Raw genomic sequence first — 17,786 nt, forward strand, 5'->3', positions numbered from 1 at the left:
CCCTTCTTCATGGCAGTCGGTCAGCGCGCGGCGCCGGCCAGCGAGCCGGTGGTCTGTCCGGCCGGGTCGAAGATGATGCACTGGATCACGCGGTCGTTGTTCTGCTCCCACGAATCCTTGGTGGGGACCAGCGTCGTGACGTCGAACGCCGAGTCCTGGTAGCCCACACCGACGAACGTCGTGTACGCGTCGCCGATGCACTCCTGCGTCGCGGCGTCGATGTCGGCGTCGGAGAACTCGCCATCGGGCATCGTGATCTCGTAGTACACCTCCTGGTCGTGCGGGTCGGTGCAGGGGAGGACGTTGGCGTCCGTGAGCATGCCGGTGCCGGTGTCGAGCATGCAGTCGCCCAGCTTCACAGAGAAGACGCCGACGCTCGCGCTCTCCGTGACCTGGCCCGTCTCCTCATCGCGGTTGGCGTCGCCGGATCCGCTGCCGAGAATGCTGTTGAGTGCACTGCAGCCGCTCAGGGCGATCGAGAGCGCGACCGCCGATCCTGCGAGCATCAGTGCACGTCGAGTGCGCATCTTCATCATGATTTGGTTCCCCTCCGAAAGCGTGTTGCGGAGGCATGCGAAATCCCCCGCCGCGAACACGCTAGCCGTCGGCGAGTCTGTGATGCAACTTCGAGGACCCTGTGGTTCGGCTGGGAGTCGCTCAGCCCTCGAGGTCGTCGACGCCCGGCATCCAGCTCGCGCCAGGGCGTCCCCACCCGCGCTTGCGGGCGATCTTCTGCACGGTCTTCCAATCGCCATCCGAGAGGCGGTCGACGTAGAGGATCCCGTCGAGGTGATCGAACTCGTGCTGCATGATGCGTGCCCGCCAGCCGTCCACGTCGATCGAGACCGGCTGACCTTCCAGGTCGGTCGCGGTCACGTGCACCCGCTCCGATCGGCGCAGCGGGAACCGCTCTCCGGGAAACGAGAGGCAACCCTCGGATTCGAGGTCGGGGTCCGGGTCGCCCGGCTCGAGCGGAACCATCCAGAGCACCGGGTTGATGAGGACCCCGCGCCACGGCTGGTCATCGTCGTCGACATACGCGTACGTGTAGATCCGCAGGGGAACGCCGACCTGCGGAGCGGCCAGACCGACTCCGGGCGCGGTGTCCATCGTCTCGAACATGTCGGCGACGAGGGTGCGGATGTCATCCGTGACCTCGTCGACGGGGGAAGCGGGGGAGTGCAGGACGGGGTCGCCCATGATGCGAATCGGAAGTACAGCCACGTCACAACCCTAGTCGGCGGCACTCGGCAGGTAGGGTCGTACTGTGAATGCCGGGGTGTGGATGAACGCGGTCGAGGATGTCGGCGATCAGCTCGTCGGCGCCTTCCAGAATCCCGGGCTGCTGCTCGGCATTCCTCTCGCTCTCGCCGGTGCCGTCTTCATGTCGCTCGGAGCGCAGTACCAGCACCGCGGGGTCGAGAAGGTCGAACGTCTCAGCGGTTCCACCGGTGCTTCAGGTCTGAGTCTCGACCAGCTCAAACGGCTCCTGACCCGCCCGTCGTGGCTCATCGGCACACTCATGCTCGGGCTCGCCGTGATCTGTCAGCTCGCCGCGCTCGTGCAGGCGCCGTTGATCGTGGTGCAGCCTCTCGGAGCGATCGCTCTGGTCATCACGACGCTGCTCAACGCGCGCATCTCAGGCCACGCGCCGACACGGCAGTCGTTGACCGCCATCGTGTGCTGCGTCGGCGGCATCTTCCTCTTCGTCTTCTTCGCCGCCATCTACGCGACGGAGCAGGAGGTCACCGATCGTGAGCTCTTCACCATCCTGGCGCTTCTGCTGGCGGTCATCATCGTCCTCGGAGCCTGCTGGCTGATCCTGCGCCGCCGGATGCGCGCCCTGTTCTACGTGATCGGGGCCGGCATCCTCTACGGATTCGTCGCGACTCTCGCCAAGGTCGTCATCAAGCGCATCGAGGCCGGCCAGTTCGAGTGGATCACCGGCATCTGTGTGCTCGCGCTCGTCTCGGCAGCTGCCGTCGGTGCGTACTTCGTGCAGACCGCATACAGCTCGGGCCCGCCCGACCTCGTGATCGCCGGACTCACCGTCGTCGACCCGCTCGTCGCGGTCCTCATCGGAATGGTCGTCCTGGGTGAAGCCGCCGCGGCGCCGTGGTGGGTTCTCGTGATCTTCGCCGTCGCCGGAGCCATCGCCGTGTGGGGCGTGGTGGGCCTGGCCCGCTACCATCCTCAGGTGCTCAGCGACAGCCAGGATCTGGGAATCCAGCGAGGCAGCACACCCGGCGGATCCACGCAGAGCGGACCCGGGGGCGCGTCGGCGACGCCGGCTTCCGCGACGGGCATGTCAGAGCGCGCGGACGGCTCCGGTGACCCGGAGACTCCTCCGTGGCGTGACGGGGCGTCCGAGCGGCCCTAGAGCGCCGCAGGTCGGGCCTGGGAGCGCGGCAGGTCAGGCCTTGGGCGGCCGCGGTGCGGCCGACTCAGTACGCCTGGTCGATCAGGTCGACGGAGACCTCGGAAGCAGCGGCCTCGTCCACGAAGAACACGGTGCGCTTGCGTCCCTTGGCTCCGGCAGCGGGCACGCTCGTGTAGCTCGCGCCCGCGAGAGCGAGACCCAGAGCCGACGCCTTATCCGCACCCGTGAGCACGAGCCACACGCGCTTGGAGGAGTTGAGAACCGGGCGGGTCAGCGTGACGCGCTCGGGCGGCGGCTTCGGAGAGTCGCGGACCGCGAGGACAGCGGCATCCGTCACCGTGACCTCTTCCCGATCGGGGAAGAGAGAGGCGATGTGCCCGTCGGGCCCGACACCCAGGAAGCACACCGCGAACGACGGCCAGGGGTGCTCGTCGGTGCCGAAACGCGCGAGCTCGGCGGCATACGCCGCTGCCGACTCGTCGAGGGTCACACCGCTGTCGGGCCCGGCGACCTCGTGCACGTTCTCCACGGGTACCGGGATGTGATCGAGCAGTGCCTGTCGTGACTGCAGCGAGTTGCGGTCGACGTCGTCGCGCGGCACGTACCTCTCGTCACCCCACCAGAAATGCACGAGTGACCAGTCGATCTCTGCCGCTCGCGGGTGTTCGGCCGCCGCACGCAGCACCGCACCGCCCATCGAACCGCCCGTGAGGGCGATGTGTGCGAGCCGACCGTTGCGGGTGCGCGCCCGTACCCGCGTGAGGAACCGGTCGGCCACACGGGTGGCGAGGGCGGCGGGTGTGGCTTCCACCACGACCCGCTTCTCTGCGGACGATGTCGTCATCGACGTCACTCTCCTGTCTCGGGCGGACCCAGCTTCTCCCAGCCCTCGGTGATGACTCGACCGTACAGGACGTCGGGGTCGAGTCGACGCAGCTCTTCTGCCAAGCACTCGCGCAGAGTGCGTCGTGGCAGGTGCAGGTCGTGGTTCGGCTGCCCGGGCTGTGTGAGCACGGCGACGCCCGGAGTCGGACGCTCCAGAAGGATGTCGCCGGACGCGCGCGTCAGGCGGACCGACTTGATGCCCTCCGCCCAGTGCTCGGGGTCTTCGTACGACCAGCGCACCGGCACCTCGAGCGCCATCTGCAGCCAGGCGGCCAGCAGGGCGGTCGACGGCGATGCCGCGGCTCCGCGCACCTCGACACCGGTGATCGGCTCGTACGGGGGCTGGTCGAGCACGGCTGCGAGCTGTTCGCGCCAGTGGGTCAGGCGTGTCCAGGCCAGATCGGTGTCTCCGGGGGCATGGGTCTCGCCCAGGAGAGCGAGTCGGTCGCGGACATCGGTCGCCGTCGCGGCATCGGTGATGCGGCGCTGAGCGATCTTGCCGAGGGGCGACTGGGCAGGTGCTACGGGGGCCGCCTCGGGCCACCACGCCACGACGGGAGCATCCGGGAGCAGGAGTCCGGTGATCAGACTCTCCTCGTTGCTGGCGGCGTCTCCGAAGGCGCGGAGGACCACGACCTCGCTCGCTCCGGCATCACCGCCGACGCGGATCTGCGCGTCGAGGCGGGAGTCGCCCTCGCCCGTGGTGATCACGATCACGCGCATGGGGTGCTCGCGCGACGCATCGTTCGCCGCGTCGATCGCGGCTTCGGCGACGCCGTTGCGCGCAGCGATCACGAGCGTGAGCACACGGCCGAGGGCCACGGCGCCGCCTTCTTCGCGCACCTTGACCAGCTGCTTCGCGACCTGGCTGACGGTGGTGTCGGGAAGGTCGATGATCACGGGCGTCTCCAGACTCGTCCATCGCGGGCCAGCAGGTCGTCGGCGGATGCCGGTCCCCACGAGCCGGGCGCGTACTGCTCGACCGGGCCGCCCTCGGCTGCCCAGTACTTCTCCACGGGGTCGAGGATCTTCCAGGAGAGCTCGACCTCCTCGTGCCGCGGGAACAGCGGCGGATCGCCCAGGAGGACGTCGAGGATCAGGCGCTCGTAGGCCTCGGGGCTCGCCTCGGTGAAGGCGTGGCCGTATCCGAAGTCCATCGTCACATCGCGGACGTTGGAGCCGCTGCCCGGCACCTTCGAGCCGAAACGGATCGTCACGCCCTCATCCGGCTGCACGCGGATCACCAGAGCGTTCTGCCCGAGCTCAGAGGCGTTGCCGCGCCCGAACAGATGCTGCGGTGCACGCTTGAAGACGACGGCGATCTCGGTCACGCGACGTCCGAGTCGCTTGCCCGTGCGCAGGTAGAACGGCACGTCGGCCCAGCGGCGCGTATCGATCTCGAGCTTGATCGCGGCGTACGTCTCCGTGGTCGATTCGGGATTCATCCCTTCCTCTTCCAGGAAACCGGTGACCTTCTCGCCACCCTGCCATCCGCCCGCGTACTGACCGCGGGCGGTCGCGAGGGAGAGGTCGTCCGGAACGTGGACTGCGGCGAGGACCTTCTCCTTCTCGGCGCGCAGGTGCTCCGCCGAGAGACTGATCGGCTCTTCCATCGCGGTGAGTGCCAGCAGCTGCAGCAGGTGGTTCTGGATCACGTCACGCGCCGCGCCGATGCCGTCGTAGTAGCCCGCACGGCCGCCCACGCCGATGTCCTCGGCCATGGTGATCTGCACGTGGTCGACGTAGTTGCGGTTCCAGATCGGCTCGTACAGCTCGTTCGCGAAGCGCAGGGCCAGGATGTTCTGGACCGTCTCCTTGCCGAGGTAGTGGTCGATGCGGAAGATCGAGTCGGCCGGGAAGGCCACCTCGAGCGCGGCGTTGAGTGCGCGCGCCGATTCGAGGTCGTGCCCGAAGGGCTTCTCGATCACCACACGACGCCAGCGCTCATCGTCGTCGCTGTTCTCGCCGACGAGGCCGGAGTCCTTCAGCTGCTTGGCGACCAGCGGGAAGTCCTTGGGCGGGATCGACAGGTAGAACGCGTGGTTGCCCATCGTTCCGCGTTCGACATCGAGCTTCTCGATGGTCTCGCGGAGCTTGCGGAACGAGTCCGGATTGTCGAACTCACCCGAGACGAATCGGATGCCCTGCAGCAGCTGGGTCCACGTCTCCTCACGGAACGGCGTGCGAGCGTGCTGCTTGACGGCGTCGTAGACGACCTGCGCGAAGTCCTGGTCCTCCCAGTCTCGGCGGGCGAATCCGACCAGGGCGAACCCGGGTGGGAGCAGGCCGCGGTTCGCGAGATCGTAGACCGCAGGCATCAGCTTCTTGCGCGACAGGTCTCCGGTGACGCCGAAGATCACCAGGGCGCTGGGCCCGGCGATCCGGTTGAGACGGCGGTCATCGGGGTCACGCAGCGGGTTGTGCCCGCGCGAGATGGGAACAGACATCGGTGGGGGATTCTCCTGCTGTTACTTCTGTGCGGCTTCGAAGAGGGCGAGCACGTCGTCGGAGGACTCGGTGATCGTCAGCGTGACGACGGGGCGGCCGTGCTCGGCGAGCACAGCGGCGTCACCGGCGGCCTGAGCCTGGATGAGCTGCCCGAAGGTGAAGGGACGGTCCGGGATCTCGAGGTCGACCTCAGTGCGCTCCAGGATCTGCAGGAACACGCCCTGCGCCGGGCCGCCCTTGTGATACTGGCCAGTCGAGTGCAGGAACCGTGGTCCCCATCCGAACGTGGTCGGTCGTCCGGAGTCTGCCGCGACGAGCTCTCGCAGACCCTGGAGCTGCGGCACCTCGAGACGGTTGACGTAGGCCTGGATCGACACGTAGCCGTCGGCGGGAAGCTGGGCCCAGAGTGCATCGAGCACACCCTCGACCGTGCCGGAGGCAGCCAGCGCCGCATCGGAGACGCGGACCTCGACGCCGTTCTCGACGAACGCCGGGGCGGTCGGCTCCGGGCGGGCATCCAGGAGGCCGCGGGCGGCGATCTTGGCTGACTCGACGTCGGGCTGGTCGAACGGGTTGATGCGGAGCAGGTGACCGGCGATCGCCGTGGCGTACTCCCATACGATCAGCTGAGCTCCCAGCGTGCCGCTGACGAGGATCTCGCCCTCGTGACGCTCGTGCAGGTGGAACTCGTTGGCGTCGTCGACCAGCCGGACGATCTGCAGGTCGGCGGGCACGGGATCGAGCTCGGGGGAGACCGGGAGCAGGACGACCGGGAGGATACCCGTGCCCTCCTTGCCGGTGGATTCGGCGATGAGCTGCTCGATCCAGTCCGGGAGACCCTTGATGTGTGTGCCGTCGGTGATCAGGCCGAGCTTGTCGCGGCGGGGGTTCGTCGCGGCGATCGCCGCGCCCAGGCGCAGGGCGGGGTTCTCGGCCGAGTCGACGGCGACCTCGAGCAACGAGGCCTCGGCCTCGTTCAGGAGCTCGTCGATGTCGACGCCGGCGAGGCCGGAGGGCACCAGCCCGAAGGCGGTGAGCGCCGAGTAGCGTCCACCCACATTCGGGTCGGCGTTGAAGACGCGGTATCCCGCCTCGCGCGCCGAGACATCGAGCGGCGAGCCGGGGTCGGTCACGACCACGATGCGCTCGACGGGGTCGATGCCGAGGTCGCGGAAGGCGGCCTCGAACGTGCGGCGCTGCGAGTCGGTCTCGACCGTGGAGCCGGACTTCGACGAGACGACCAGCACGGTGTCGGCGAGACCCTCGTCGAGAGCGGCGAGCACCTGACCCGGAGCCGTGGAGTCGAGGATCGTCAGGGGGACGCCCGCGGTCTGCGCGATGACCTCGGGCGCGAGCGAGGAGCCGCCCATGCCCGCCAGCACCACTCGGGTGACGCCCTTGGCTTCGAGATCGGCGCGCAGCGCGACGATCTCGGCCACGAGGGGCCGGGAGACCGAGACGGCTTCCACCCATCCGAGTCGGACGGAGGCCTCGGCCTCGGCCGCAGGACCCCAGAGCGTCGAGTCTCCGCCGGTGATGCGCGAGGCGATCAGATCGTGGACGAGGCCGGGTACCGTCTCATCGATCGCGGCGCGTGCGGCACCGGACGTGTGGATCGAGAACGTCATCGCTGCGACTCCAGACCCTCGGCGACCTGCGTCAGCAGATCGTGCCACGAGTCGATGAACTTGGCGACGCCTTCGTCTTCCAGCACCTGGGTGACGTCGGCGAAGTCGATGCCGACCTCGGAGAGCCCGGCGAAGACGGCGCGTGCCTCTTCGTAGCCGCCGGTGATGGTGTCGCCCGTGACGACCCCGTGGTCGAACGTGGCCTCGAGCGTCTTCTCGGGCATCGTGTTGACGACGCCCTGGGCGACGAGCTCGGTGACGTAGAGCGTGTCGGGCAGGGCCGGGTCCTTGACGCCGGTGGACGCCCACAGCGGACGCTGGAGGTTCGCTCCCGCGTCGAGGAGAGCCTTGGCGCGGTCGCCGGCGAACGTCTGCTCGAACAGCTCGTAGGCGAGGCGGGCGTTGGCGAGCCCTGCCTTGCTCTTGAGGGCTTCGGCGGCCTCCGTGCCGATCGCGGTGAGGCGCTTGTCGGTCTCGGTGTCGACGCGCGACACGAAGAACGAGGCGACGGAGTGGATCGTCGACAGATCGATGCCCGCGGCCTTGGCCGTCTCCAGGCCGGTCAGGTATGCCTCGATGACCTCGGCGTAGCGCTCCAGGCTGAAGATCAGCGTGACGTTGACGCTGATGCCCGCCCCGATCGCCTCGGCGATGGCGGGAAGACCGGCCTTGGTCGCGGGGATCTTGACGAGCAGGTTCGGGCGGTCGACCTTCGCCCACAGCTCCTTGGCCTGAGCCACGGTGCCTGCGGTGTCGTGCGCGAGATCGGGGGAGACCTCGATGGAGACGCGACCGTCGACGTGGTTCGAGGCCTCCCAGACGGGGCGGAACACGTCGAGCGCGGCGGCGACGTCCTGCGTGGTCGCGGCGAAGACCGCTTCCTCCGCCGTGGCGCCGGAGGCGGCGAGCTCGGTGACCTGGGCGTCGTACGACGTGTCGTTCTTGTCGGTGATCGCGTTCGCGAAGATCGTCGGGTTGGTCGTGACGCCGACGACGTTTCGCGACGAGATCAGGTCGGCGAGGTTGCCCGAGGAGATGCGGGTGCGGGAGAGGTCGTCGAGCCAGATGCTGACGCCGGCGGCGGCGAGCTGTGCGGTGGGGGTGCTCATGCGTTCTCCTTGGTGCTGTTGGCCGCGATGGTCTCGCGGGCGGCGGCGATGACGGCCTCGGTGGTGATGCCGAACTTCTCGAAGAGGGTCTTGTAGTCGGCGGAGGCGCCGAAGTGGTCGATGCCGACCGAGCGGCCGCGGTCGCCGACGATGCCGCGCCAGCTGAGCACGGAACCCGCCTCGACCGAGACACGGGCGGTGACAGAGGTGGGAAGAACGCTCTCGCGGTACTCCGCGTCCTGCTCGTCGAACCACTCCAGCGACGGAGCGGACACGACGCGGACGTTCACGCCCTCGGCGGCGAGTGCCTCGCGCGCGTTGACGGCCAGCTGCACCTCGGAGCCGGTGGCCACGATGATGACGTCCGGGCTGCCGTTCGGCGCCTCGGCGAGCACGTAGGCACCCTTGGCCGCGTTGTCGGCCGAAGCGAACGTGTTGCCCGAAGCGGCGCCCTCTCCACGCGCGAACACCGGGATGTTCTGGCGGGTCAGCGCGATACCGGCCGGTCCCTCGTGGCGGCGGAGGATCTCGAGCCAGGTCGCGGCCGTCTCGTTCGCGTCGGCAGGGCGCACGACCGTGAAGTTGGGGATCGCGCGGAGCGTGGCGAGCTGCTCGACGGGCTGGTGGGTCGGGCCGTCTTCACCGAGGGCGACCGAGTCGTGGGTCCAGACGAAGATGCTGGGCACGTTCATGAGCGCCGCGAGACGCACGGGCGGGCGCATGTAGTCGCTGAAGATGAGGAAGGTGCCACCGAAGGCGCGGGTCGGACCGTGCAGCACGATGCCGTTGATGATCGCGCCCATGGCGTGCTCGCGGATACCGAAGTGCAGCACGCGGCCGTACGGGTTGCCCGACCACTCGTGGGTCGACCACTCGGCCGGGATGAACGACGGCGCGCCCTTGATCGTGGTGAGGTTCGACTCGGCGAGGTCGGCCGAACCGCCCCACAGCTCGGGAAGCTCGGCGGCGAGGGCGTTGATGACCTGGCCGGACGCGGCACGGGTCGACACCTCCTTGCCGGCCTCGAACACGGGCAGGGCGCTCGTGATGTCGGAGGGGAGCTCGTGCGCCTCCAAGCGGTCGAGGAGTGTCTTCTTCTCGGGGTTCGCGGCGGCCCAGGCGTCGAACGACTCTTGCCAGGCGGCGCGGACATCGGCCGCGCGAGCTGCGAGTCCGCGGGTGTGGGCGAGCACGTCATCGGCGACCACGAAGTTCTGCTCGGGGTCGAAGCCGAGCACCTTCTTGGTCGCGGCCAGCTCGTCCGCGCCGAGCGCGGAGCCGTGGATCTTGCCGGAGTTCTGCTTGCCGGGCGACGGCCAGCCGATGATGGTCTTGAGGATGATGAGCGACGGCTTCGAGGTCTCGCCCTTGGCGGCCTCGATGGCCGCGTAGAGCTCGGCGACGTCTTCGACGTACTCGCCGGTCTTCTTCCAGTCGACGACCTGCACCTGCCAGCCGTACGCCTCGTAGCGCGCGGCCACGTCCTCGGTGAAGGCGACGTTCGTGTCGTCCTCGATCGAGATCTGGTTGGAGTCGTAGATCGCGATCAGGTTGCCGAGCTGCTGGTGGCCGGCGAGCGAGGAGGCCTCGCTGGTCACGCCCTCCTGCAGGTCGCCGTCTCCGGCGATGACGTACACGAAGTGGTCGAAGGGGCTCGTCCCGGCAGCGGCCTCGGGGTCGAAAAGACCGCGCTCGTAGCGAGCGGCGTAGGCGAAGCCCACGGCGGACGCGAGGCCCTGGCCGAGGGGGCCGGTGGTGATCTCGACACCCTTGGTGTGGCCGTACTCCGGGTGACCCGGGGTCAGCGAACCCCAGGTGCGCAGCGCCTTGAGGTCGTCGAGCTCGAGACCGAAGCCGCCGAGGTAGAGCTCGACGTACTGGGTCAGTGACGAGTGGCCGGCCGACAGGATGAAGCGGTCGCGCCCGAGCCAGTCGACGTCGGTCGGGTCGTGACGCAGCACCCGCTGGTAGAGGAGGTACGCGGCCGGAGCGAGGCTCATGGCTGTGCCGGGGTGACCGTTACCGACCTTCTCCACGGCATCGGCCGCCAGGATTCGTGCGGTGTCCACCGCGCGTCGATCGATCTCATCCCACTGCAATTCCGACACGTTCATGCCCTTTCCGACAGTTTCGAGGGCGCCCGTATTCCCTGGCGCATCCGCATCATCACGGAGAGGTGTGCACATCGCCGGGCGCGCGAGTGTTTTCAGCATAGCGGTGACGTGACTTGCGCTACGCGGGCCCGCGAGCCGGAGCACGTCATCCCGTGTCATACACTGGAGAGGTTGTCCGGTCACACGTGCGGAGGAGGCGATCGAGATCTCGACGATGTCTGATCAGACCGTGAGGAAGTCGTCCATCGGTCGCACGGTGAAGGCCTACGTCACGCTCACCAAGCCGCGTGTCCTCGAGCTGCTGCTCGTGTCGACCGTGCCGGTGATGTTCCTGGCGCAGGGGGGACTGCCGAACCTGTGGCTCGTGCTGGCCACCGTCATCGGCGGCTCGCTGAGCGCCGGTTCCGCCGCCGCGTTCAACATGTACCTCGATCGCGACATCGATGCGCACATGCACCGCACCGAGAACCGACCGCTGGTCACCGGCGAGGTCAGCCCCCGCGGTGCCCTGATCTTCTCGTGGACGCTCGCCATCGCCTCGACCGTCTGGCTCCTCGTCACGACGAACTGGCTCACGGCGGCCCTCTCGGCGACGGCCATCTTCTTCTACGTCGTGATCTACACGATGATCCTCAAGCGCCGCACCGAGCAGAACATCATCTGGGGTGGCATCGCCGGCTGCTTCCCGGTGCTGATCGGCTGGTCCGCGGTCACCGGTTCGCTCGACTGGCCGGCCTTCATCCTGTTCCTCCTCGTCTTCCTGTGGACGCCGCCGCACTACTGGCCGCTGTCGATGAAGTACAAAGACGATTACGAAGACGTCGACGTTCCCATGCTGGGTGTCACGCGCAACGCCTCCCAGGTCGGGCTCCAGGTCATCCTCTACGCGTGGGCAACGGTCGCCTGCTCGCTTCTTCTGGTTCCGATCGCGGGCATGGGGCTCGTGTACACGGTGTCCGCGACGGTGTTCGGCGGATGGTTCATCTACGAGTCCCACCGTCTCTACAACCGTGCGGTTCACGGAACCGAGCCGCGACCGATGCGCGTGTTCCACGCGTCGATCACCTACCTCACGCTCATCTTCGTGGCGGTCGCGGTCGATCCGCTGCTGCCGTTCTGACCGACAGCTGAGACGACGGAGCGGCGCCGAGGAATTCCTCGGCGCCGCTCCGTCGTCTCGGCTCTGCGAATCAGCGGGTGATCGACGGCGAGTCGTCCGGCTTCGTTTCGGTCGCGGGCACGTCGTCCTGCGACGCCTCGGTCTCGGGGGCGACATCGGTGCCCGCGTCGTCGATCGCCGGCACGGCGTCGGTCGTCGGGGTGGTGTCATCGACCACTGGGGTGACGGCGTCGGGGGTGGACGTCTCGTCGGCTTCGACGGTCCAGTCGATCGCCTCGACGACGGCCGGGGCGGGCGTGGGGACGAGCGATCGCGCAGCGACGAGCCCGAGGGTCAGCAGGATGCCGACGATTCCGGCTGCGAGCACACCGGCACCCACCACGACGAGCGACTGGCCGACGTACACCTCGACGCCGGTGGCCGTGCCATCGAGCAGCGTGGTCGTCATCGTGGCGATCTGACCCGAGATCAACCAGGTGCCGACCGCCGTGGTGGCGAGGGAGACGACCAGGAGGAGCCAGAATCCGATGCTTCGTGAGAGTGACTTGTTCATGTCGCCCACCCTCGCGGATGCGCTGATGAGTCCGCGATGTGAAAGCTATGTATGGACTGTGCGACCTCAGGCGTCGACGGGAACCGTGCGCTTGAGGTGCAGCACCACGACCGTGTACGTCGCGGCCGAGAGGGAGGCCAAGACCATGTGGATGCCGACGAGGAGCGGGGGGAGTCCCTCCCTGGCCTGCCACACGCCGACTCCGACCTGCACGGCGATCGCCAGCACGAGCACGAGCAGCCAGCGGCGCGGCTCGAGCCGCAGCACCCAGGCGGAGATCGTCAGGAACAGGACAAGCGCCGCGAGGATGTAGCCGGGCCACGAGTGCACGTGCGCGAGCACCGTCGCATCAAAGCCGTGTCGCAGCACGTCGGCATCGCCCGAGTGCGGGCCGGAACCGGTCGTGAGCACGCCGAACACGATGGTCACCGCCAGGGCGAGCCCGGTCACGTGGGTGACGACGGCGAACCAGGTGGGGACCGCGCGTTCGCGCGGTCCGGGAGCGGTCTTCAGGCGCACAAGGAAGGCGGCGGTGATGCACACGAGCAGCAGCGACGAGGTGTAGTGGAAGCCGACGATGAAGGGGTTGAGCCCGGTCAGGACCGTGATGCCGCCCACGAGCGCCTGCGCCACCACGCCGATCAGCGTGAGCCAGGCGAGCAGGACGAGGTCGCGTCTGGCCGGTGCCGTGCGCACGGAATGAACCGCCGCCGCGATGACCGCGATGAGGAGCACTCCGGAGGCGATGGGGAAGGCGGGGATGTGGAACGGCGCGGCGATGGCGTAGGCGACGCCCGCGGCCACGATGCCGCCGGCCGCGAACCAGAGGGCGTTGACGAGGCCGCGCTTTCCGCTGAACAGATGCAGGACCAGCAGCACGACGGCCAGGGCGATGATACCCACGACGCCGGTCATCAGGCGGTTGCCGAACTCGATGATCCCGTGGATGCCCTGCACCTCGAGGATCGGCACCAGGGAGTCCGGTGTGCACAGCGGCCAGTCCGAGCATCCGAGCCCCGAGCCGGTGAGGCGGACGGCTCCGCCGGTGCCGATGATGATGGTCTCACTGATGAACGACAACCACGCGAAGACCGTCAACGCGCGCCCCCAGGACGCGGAACGAGCGGGGACCGCCGGCGTCGTCGAGGTGGCGGGGATCATCGTCTCGGGCATAAGTCCTCCGGACCGCACGAGACGCGGCGGGCATGGCCCGTCTGTCAGGCGGAACCTGTAGAATCGGATTGTTGCGATGAGCGCTGACAGCGCTGAAGCATCGTCAACAGTTTAGGCGCGATGGAAGCGCCGGTGATGAGGGCCCACCAACGGCACCCGCTCCCGCAGACTCGACGGGGATCAGGTGTGTCGGGGCGGATGACACCGTTTGGGACCTGTGAGGAGAGTGTTGGATGTCGGATGTGCTGATCGACCGCCCGGAGCTTGACGGTCTGGGGGTGTACGAATTCGGCTGGCACGATGAGGATGCTGCGGGTGCCATCGCGAAACGAGGCATCTCGGAAGACGTCGTCCGTGGGATCTCGGGCCTCAAGAACGAACCCGAATGGATGCTGAAGACCCGTCTCAAGGGATACCAGCTCTTCGGGCGCAAGCCGATGCCGACCTGGGGCGCCGACCTCAGCGAGATCGACTTCGACAACATCAAGTACTTCGTCCGCTCCACCGAGAAGCAGGCGCAGACATGGGAAGACCTTCCCGCCGAGATCCGTGAGACCTACGAACGCCTCGGCATCCCCGAGGCCGAGCGCCAGCGGCTCGTGGCCGGCGTCGCTGCTCAGTACGAGTCCGAGGTCGTCTACCACCAGATCCGCGAGGACCTCGAGGCCCAGGGCGTCATCTTCATGGACACCGACACGGCGCTGCGCGAGCACCCGGAGTTCTTCGAGGAGTACTTCGGCACCGTCATCCCCGCGGGCGACAACAAGTTCGCCGCACTCAACACGGCCGTGTGGTCGGGCGGCTCGTTCGTCTACGTCCCCAAGGGCGTGCATGTCGAGATCCCGCTGCAGGCGTATTTCCGCATCAACACCGAGAACATGGGGCAGTTCGAGCGGACGCTGATCATCGCCGACGAAGACAGCTACGTCCACTACATCGAGGGCTGCACGGCTCCGATCTACAAGTCGGACTCCCTGCACTCGGCCGTCGTCGAGATCATCGTGAAGAAGAACGCCCGCGTTCGGTACACGACGATCCAGAACTGGTCGAACAACGTCTACAACCTGGTCACCAAGCGCGCCGTGGCGTACGAGGGTGCGACCATGGAGTGGGTCGACGGCAACATCGGCTCCAAGGTGACGATGAAGTACCCGTCGATCTACCTGATGGGCGAGCACGCCAAGGGCGAGACTCTGTCGGTGGCCTTCGCCGGTCCCGGTCAGCACCAGGATGCCGGCGCCAAGATGATCCACATGGCGCCGTACACGCAGTCGTCGATCGTCTCGAAGTCGATCGCTCGCGGAGGCGGCCGTGCCGGTTACCGCGGCGAGGTGCGAGTGGATGCCGCGGCACACCACTCGGCGAACACCGTGCGCTGTGACGCGCTGCTCGTCGACACCAAGTCCCGCTCCGACACCTACCCGGCGATCGACATCCGTGTCGACGACGTGCAGCTCGGCCATGAGGCCACGGTCTCGAAGGTGAGCGAGGAGCAGTTGTTCTACCTGCAGTCCCGTGGCATGCCGGAGGACGAGGCGATGGCGATGATCGTGCGCGGCTTCATCGAGCCGATCGCGCGTGAGCTTCCCATGGAGTACGCGATGGAACTGAACAAGCTCATCGAGATGGGCATGGAAGGATCGGTCGGCTAGTGACGGCCTCGACGACAGCGCCTGCCGAGGCGCAGCACAGCAACGCGCCCGAAGGCGCTCACATCGACCCGGCGGCCCAGGTCGCCGCGGCGGGATTCGTCCCGGTGCAGACTCGTTCCGAGCGCCCGCACTCCTTCGAACCCGCCGATTTCGGTGCCCCTACCGGGCGCGAGGTCAACTGGAAGCACACGCCGGTCGCCAAGTTCGGCGGACTCTTCGCCGACGAGCCGGGTGATGCGGATGCGTTGACCTACGGCCTCGACGCGGCCGAGGCCTTCCTCGAGCCGTCCGCGGACGAGAAGGGCCCGTACGGCGAGTTCTTCCGCCCCGAGGACCTGCCGAGCGCCCTCGCGTGGAAGCACGGCCCCCGCGGTCTGCACGTGCAGATTCCGGCTGAGGCAGAACTCGACGAGCCGATCATCGTCCCCATCGAGGGGACGGGTGCGGACAAGCGCGCGTTCGGGCAGATCCTCATCGAGGCTCTCCCGCATTCGCGCGGCACCGTCGTGCTCGCGCACTCCGGTTCCGCGCAGTACGCGCAGAACGTCGAGATCATCGTGCGTGACGGAGCCAAGCTCACGGTCATCAGCCTTCAGCGCTGGGAAGACGACGCCGTCCACGCGTCCGCTCACCAGGCCACGGTCGGGGCAGACGCGACTCTGCGGCACTTCGTGATCAGCTTCGGGGGCGGAGTAGTCCGCGTGAACCCGAGCGTCGAGCTGACGGGTGCCGGGTCCGAGGGGTACCTGTACGGTCTCTCCTATGCGGACGCCGGACAGCACCTCGAGAGCCAGGTCTACCTGCACCACAAGGGGCCGCACACCAAGGGCGACGTCCTCTACAAGGGTGCGCTGCAGGGCGAGGGCGCGCACAGCGTCTGGATCGGCGACGTGCTGATCGGCGCCGATGCGACGGGAACCGACTCGTACGAGGCGAATCGCAACCTGGTGCTGACGGAAGGCGCACGCGCCGACTCGATCCCGAACCTCGAGATCGAGACCGGCGACATCCTCGGCGCCGGACACGCGAGTGCCACCGGTCGCTTCGACGACGAGCAGCTGTTCTACCTGCAGGCGCGCGGCATCACAGAGGAAGAGGCGCGACGCCTTGTCGTGCTCGGATTCCTCACCGACATCGTGCAGCGCCTCGGCATCCCCGCCCTCGAGACCGAGCTGCTGGCGGCCATCGAGACGGAGCTCGCCGAGGTGAGTGCATGACCGCCGAGCGCGTCTGCGGTGTCGCCGACCTCGAGCAGGACATGCCGCTGCGCGTGGACCCGGGCGGCGTGCCCATCACGGTGATCAAAGACGGCGAGGGAGTCATCCACGCCATCGGCGACACCTGCACCCACGGCGACATCTCGCTGTCCGAGGGCTTCGTCGAGGGTGACACGGTGGAGTGCTGGGCTCACGGCTCCGCCTTCTCGCTCCTCACCGGCAAGCCCCAGAATCTCCCCGCATATGAGCCCGTCCCCGTCTATGTCGTCCAGATCGACGGCGACGACGTGCTCATCGATCCGACTGTGATTAAGGAAGTCTGAAGAATGTCTGTTCTCGAGATCCGCGACCTGCATGTGACGGTCGAGACCGAGGCGGGGACCACCCCGATCCTCAACGGAATCAACCTCACCATGAACACGGGTGAGACCCACGCCATCATGGGCCCCAACGGCTCGGGCAAGTCGACTCTGGCGTACACGATCGCCGGTCACCCCAAGTACACCGTGACCTCCGGCTCCATCACGTTCGACGGCCAGGATGTCTTGGAGATGAGCGTCGACGAGCGGGCCCGTGCCGGCCTCTTCCTCGCGATGCAGTATCCGGTCGAGATCCCGGGCGTCACCGTGACGAACTTCCTCCGCACGGCCAAGACGGCACTCGACGGTGAAGCACCGGCGATCCGCGGCTGGACCAAGGACGTCAAGGCGGCCATGTCGAACCTGCGCATGGACCCGAAGTTCGCACAGCGCAACGTCAACGAGGGCTTCTCCGGTGGCGAGAAGAAGCGTCACGAGATCCTGCAGCTCGAGGTGCTGAAGCCGAAGTTCGCGATCCTCGACGAGACCGACTCGGGCCTCGACGTCGACGCGCTCAAGATCGTCTCCGAGGGCGTCAACCGTGCGAAGGAGTCGACCGGACTCGGCGTGCTGCTGATCACGCACTACACCCGCATCCTCCGTTACATCCGCCCCGACTTCGTGCACGTCGTGGTCGCGGGCAAGATCGTCGAAGAGGGCGGCCCCGAGCTCGCAGACCGGCTGGAGAACGAGGGATACGACCGTTTCCTCGACCCTGCAGCCCCCATCGAGGCGTAGGCTGATCGCATGACAGCGACCCTCACGGACGAGAAGTACGACGCGGTCACCGAGGCTCTCAAAGACGTCATGGACCCCGAGCTCGGGATCAACGTCGTCGACCTCGGCCTCATCTACGACCTCGCCTGGGATGACGAGAACGATGCTCTCGTCATCCACATGACGCTGACCAGCGCCGGCTGCCCGCTCACCGATGTGCTCGAGGACCAGACCGCCCAGGCTCTGGACAGCGTCGTCGATCGCTTCCGGATCAACTGGGTCTGGATGCCACCGTGGGGCCCGGAGCGCATCACGGATGACGGGCGCGACATGATGCGCGCTCTCGGCTTCGCTATCTGACCCGCAGGAGCATTGCCGGAAGGCATCATCGACGCGCGTCGGATCGGATGACACCGCGACGGCGCGTGTCG

General features: G+C 67.7%; 17 protein-coding genes. 7 read left to right on the plus strand and 10 right to left on the minus strand.

The window, feature by feature from the left end; all coding sequences use genetic code 11:
* Window positions 1–20 precede the first annotated feature (20 nt).
* Window positions 21–527, minus strand: a complete 507-nt coding sequence (locus ACIQLD_RS01315) for a hypothetical protein (RefSeq protein WP_402604158.1) — start codon at window positions 525–527, stop codon at window positions 21–23.
* Between the two features lie 130 nt (window positions 528–657).
* Entirely contained in the window at window positions 658–1,224 is a 567-nt protein-coding gene (gene def / locus ACIQLD_RS01320; RefSeq protein WP_402604160.1) for a peptide deformylase, read from the minus strand.
* Between the two features lie 61 nt (window positions 1,225–1,285).
* On the opposite strand from def, the gene ACIQLD_RS01325 reads away from it, so the two are divergent.
* On the plus strand, window positions 1,286–2,380 hold the full coding sequence (locus tag ACIQLD_RS01325) for a DMT family transporter (protein WP_402608467.1): 1,095 nt from the start codon (window positions 1,286–1,288) through the stop codon (window positions 2,378–2,380).
* A gap of 64 nt (window positions 2,381–2,444) precedes the next feature.
* Here the strand turns inward: ACIQLD_RS01325 and pgl are convergent, their stop codons facing one another.
* From pgl to tkt, 6 genes are read right to left on the minus strand one after another with little or no spacing between them, the layout of a single operon-like run.
* Complete coding sequence (pgl, locus tag ACIQLD_RS01330; protein WP_402604162.1) at window positions 2,445–3,224, minus strand: 6-phosphogluconolactonase; 780 nt, start codon at window positions 3,222–3,224, stop codon at window positions 2,445–2,447.
* Window positions 3,225–3,229: 5 nt separating this feature from the next.
* Complete coding sequence (locus ACIQLD_RS01335) at window positions 3,230–4,165, minus strand: glucose-6-phosphate dehydrogenase assembly protein OpcA (RefSeq protein WP_402604165.1); 936 nt, start codon at window positions 4,163–4,165, stop codon at window positions 3,230–3,232.
* The gene (zwf, locus tag ACIQLD_RS01340) at window positions 4,162–5,712 is read right to left on the minus strand and encodes a glucose-6-phosphate dehydrogenase (protein WP_402604168.1); all 1,551 of its coding nucleotides are present in this window, start codon (window positions 5,710–5,712) and stop codon (window positions 4,162–4,164) included. The genes ACIQLD_RS01335 and zwf overlap by 4 nt, the downstream gene beginning before the upstream one ends.
* Window positions 5,713–5,733: 21 nt before the next feature.
* Window positions 5,734–7,341, minus strand: coding sequence for a glucose-6-phosphate isomerase (locus ACIQLD_RS01345; RefSeq protein WP_402604171.1), 1,608 nt, complete (start codon window positions 7,339–7,341; stop codon window positions 5,734–5,736).
* Entirely contained in the window at window positions 7,338–8,450 is a 1,113-nt protein-coding gene (tal, locus tag ACIQLD_RS01350; protein ID WP_402604173.1) for a transaldolase, read from the minus strand. Before tal ends, ACIQLD_RS01345 begins: the two co-directional genes overlap by 4 nt.
* Window positions 8,447–10,558, minus strand: a complete 2,112-nt coding sequence (tkt, locus tag ACIQLD_RS01355; RefSeq protein WP_402608468.1) for a transketolase — start codon at window positions 10,556–10,558, stop codon at window positions 8,447–8,449. The genes tal and tkt overlap by 4 nt, the downstream gene beginning before the upstream one ends.
* Window positions 10,559–10,778: 220 nt before the next feature.
* Between tkt and ACIQLD_RS01360 the strand changes: the two genes are divergently transcribed.
* Entirely contained in the window at window positions 10,779–11,684 is a 906-nt protein-coding gene (locus ACIQLD_RS01360) for a heme o synthase (protein ID WP_402604176.1), read from the plus strand.
* A 70-nt stretch (window positions 11,685–11,754) separates the two neighbouring features.
* Here ACIQLD_RS01360 and ACIQLD_RS01365 read toward each other — a convergent pair whose 3' ends face one another.
* Together ACIQLD_RS01365 and ACIQLD_RS01370 are read right to left on the minus strand one after the other, a co-directional pair.
* Window positions 11,755–12,237, minus strand: a complete 483-nt coding sequence (locus tag ACIQLD_RS01365; RefSeq protein ID WP_402604178.1) for a hypothetical protein — start codon at window positions 12,235–12,237, stop codon at window positions 11,755–11,757.
* 66 nt (window positions 12,238–12,303) lie between these two features.
* Window positions 12,304–13,410 carry a heme A synthase gene (locus ACIQLD_RS01370; RefSeq protein ID WP_402604181.1) on the minus strand — a complete coding sequence of 369 codons (1,107 nt, stop codon included), beginning with the start codon at window positions 13,408–13,410 and terminating at the stop codon, window positions 12,304–12,306.
* Between the two features lie 233 nt (window positions 13,411–13,643).
* On the opposite strand from ACIQLD_RS01370, the gene sufB reads away from it, so the two are divergent.
* Genes sufB through ACIQLD_RS01395 form a run of 5 tightly spaced genes read left to right on the plus strand, consistent with a single transcriptional unit; the run spans window position 13,644 to window position 17,715 of the window.
* On the plus strand, window positions 13,644–15,062 hold the full coding sequence (gene sufB / locus ACIQLD_RS01375) for a Fe-S cluster assembly protein SufB (protein WP_402604183.1): 1,419 nt from the start codon (window positions 13,644–13,646) through the stop codon (window positions 15,060–15,062).
* Window positions 15,062–16,279, plus strand: a complete 1,218-nt coding sequence (sufD, locus tag ACIQLD_RS01380) for a Fe-S cluster assembly protein SufD (protein ID WP_402604185.1) — start codon at window positions 15,062–15,064, stop codon at window positions 16,277–16,279. Before sufB ends, sufD begins: the two co-directional genes overlap by 1 nt.
* Entirely contained in the window at window positions 16,276–16,602 is a 327-nt protein-coding gene (locus tag ACIQLD_RS01385) for a non-heme iron oxygenase ferredoxin subunit (protein WP_017830403.1), read from the plus strand. Before sufD ends, ACIQLD_RS01385 begins: the two co-directional genes overlap by 4 nt.
* A gap of 3 nt (window positions 16,603–16,605) precedes the next feature.
* Complete coding sequence (gene sufC, locus ACIQLD_RS01390; protein ID WP_017830404.1) at window positions 16,606–17,376, plus strand: Fe-S cluster assembly ATPase SufC; 771 nt, start codon at window positions 16,606–16,608, stop codon at window positions 17,374–17,376.
* Between the two features lie 9 nt (window positions 17,377–17,385).
* Window positions 17,386–17,715, plus strand: a complete 330-nt coding sequence (locus ACIQLD_RS01395) for a metal-sulfur cluster assembly factor (protein ID WP_021200756.1) — start codon at window positions 17,386–17,388, stop codon at window positions 17,713–17,715.
* Window positions 17,716–17,786 lie beyond the last annotated feature (71 nt).

Origin of the sequence: Microbacterium sp. NPDC091662, from assembly GCF_044756705.1 — a bacterium.
Taxonomy (GTDB): Bacteria; Actinomycetota; Actinomycetes; order Actinomycetales; family Microbacteriaceae; genus Microbacterium.

Bases quoted from the DNA above. Each gene is read 5' to 3' on its own strand.
- ACIQLD_RS01315 (WP_402604158.1), bottom strand. From the start codon at position 527: ATGCGCACTCGACGTGCACTGATGCTCGCAGGATCGGCGGTCGCGCTC.
- ACIQLD_RS01325 (WP_402608467.1), top strand. From the start codon at position 1,286: ATGAACGCGGTCGAGGATGTCGGCGATCAGCTCGTCGGCGCCTTCCAG.
- pgl (WP_402604162.1), bottom strand. From the start codon at position 3,224: ATGACGACATCGTCCGCAGAGAAGCGGGTCGTGGTGGAAGCCACACCC.
- zwf (WP_402604168.1), bottom strand. From the start codon at position 5,712: ATGTCTGTTCCCATCTCGCGCGGGCACAACCCGCTGCGTGACCCCGAT.
- ACIQLD_RS01345 (WP_402604171.1), bottom strand. From the start codon at position 7,341: ATGACGTTCTCGATCCACACGTCCGGTGCCGCACGCGCCGCGATCGAT.
- tal (WP_402604173.1), bottom strand. From the start codon at position 8,450: ATGAGCACCCCCACCGCACAGCTCGCCGCCGCCGGCGTCAGCATCTGG.
- ACIQLD_RS01360 (WP_402604176.1), top strand. From the start codon at position 10,779: ATGTCTGATCAGACCGTGAGGAAGTCGTCCATCGGTCGCACGGTGAAG.
- ACIQLD_RS01365 (WP_402604178.1), bottom strand. From the start codon at position 12,237: ATGAACAAGTCACTCTCACGAAGCATCGGATTCTGGCTCCTCCTGGTC.
- ACIQLD_RS01370 (WP_402604181.1), bottom strand. From the start codon at position 13,410: ATGCCCGAGACGATGATCCCCGCCACCTCGACGACGCCGGCGGTCCCC.
- sufB (WP_402604183.1), top strand. From the start codon at position 13,644: ATGTCGGATGTGCTGATCGACCGCCCGGAGCTTGACGGTCTGGGGGTG.
- ACIQLD_RS01385 (WP_017830403.1), top strand. From the start codon at position 16,276: ATGACCGCCGAGCGCGTCTGCGGTGTCGCCGACCTCGAGCAGGACATG.
- sufC (WP_017830404.1), top strand. From the start codon at position 16,606: ATGTCTGTTCTCGAGATCCGCGACCTGCATGTGACGGTCGAGACCGAG.
- ACIQLD_RS01395 (WP_021200756.1), top strand. From the start codon at position 17,386: ATGACAGCGACCCTCACGGACGAGAAGTACGACGCGGTCACCGAGGCT.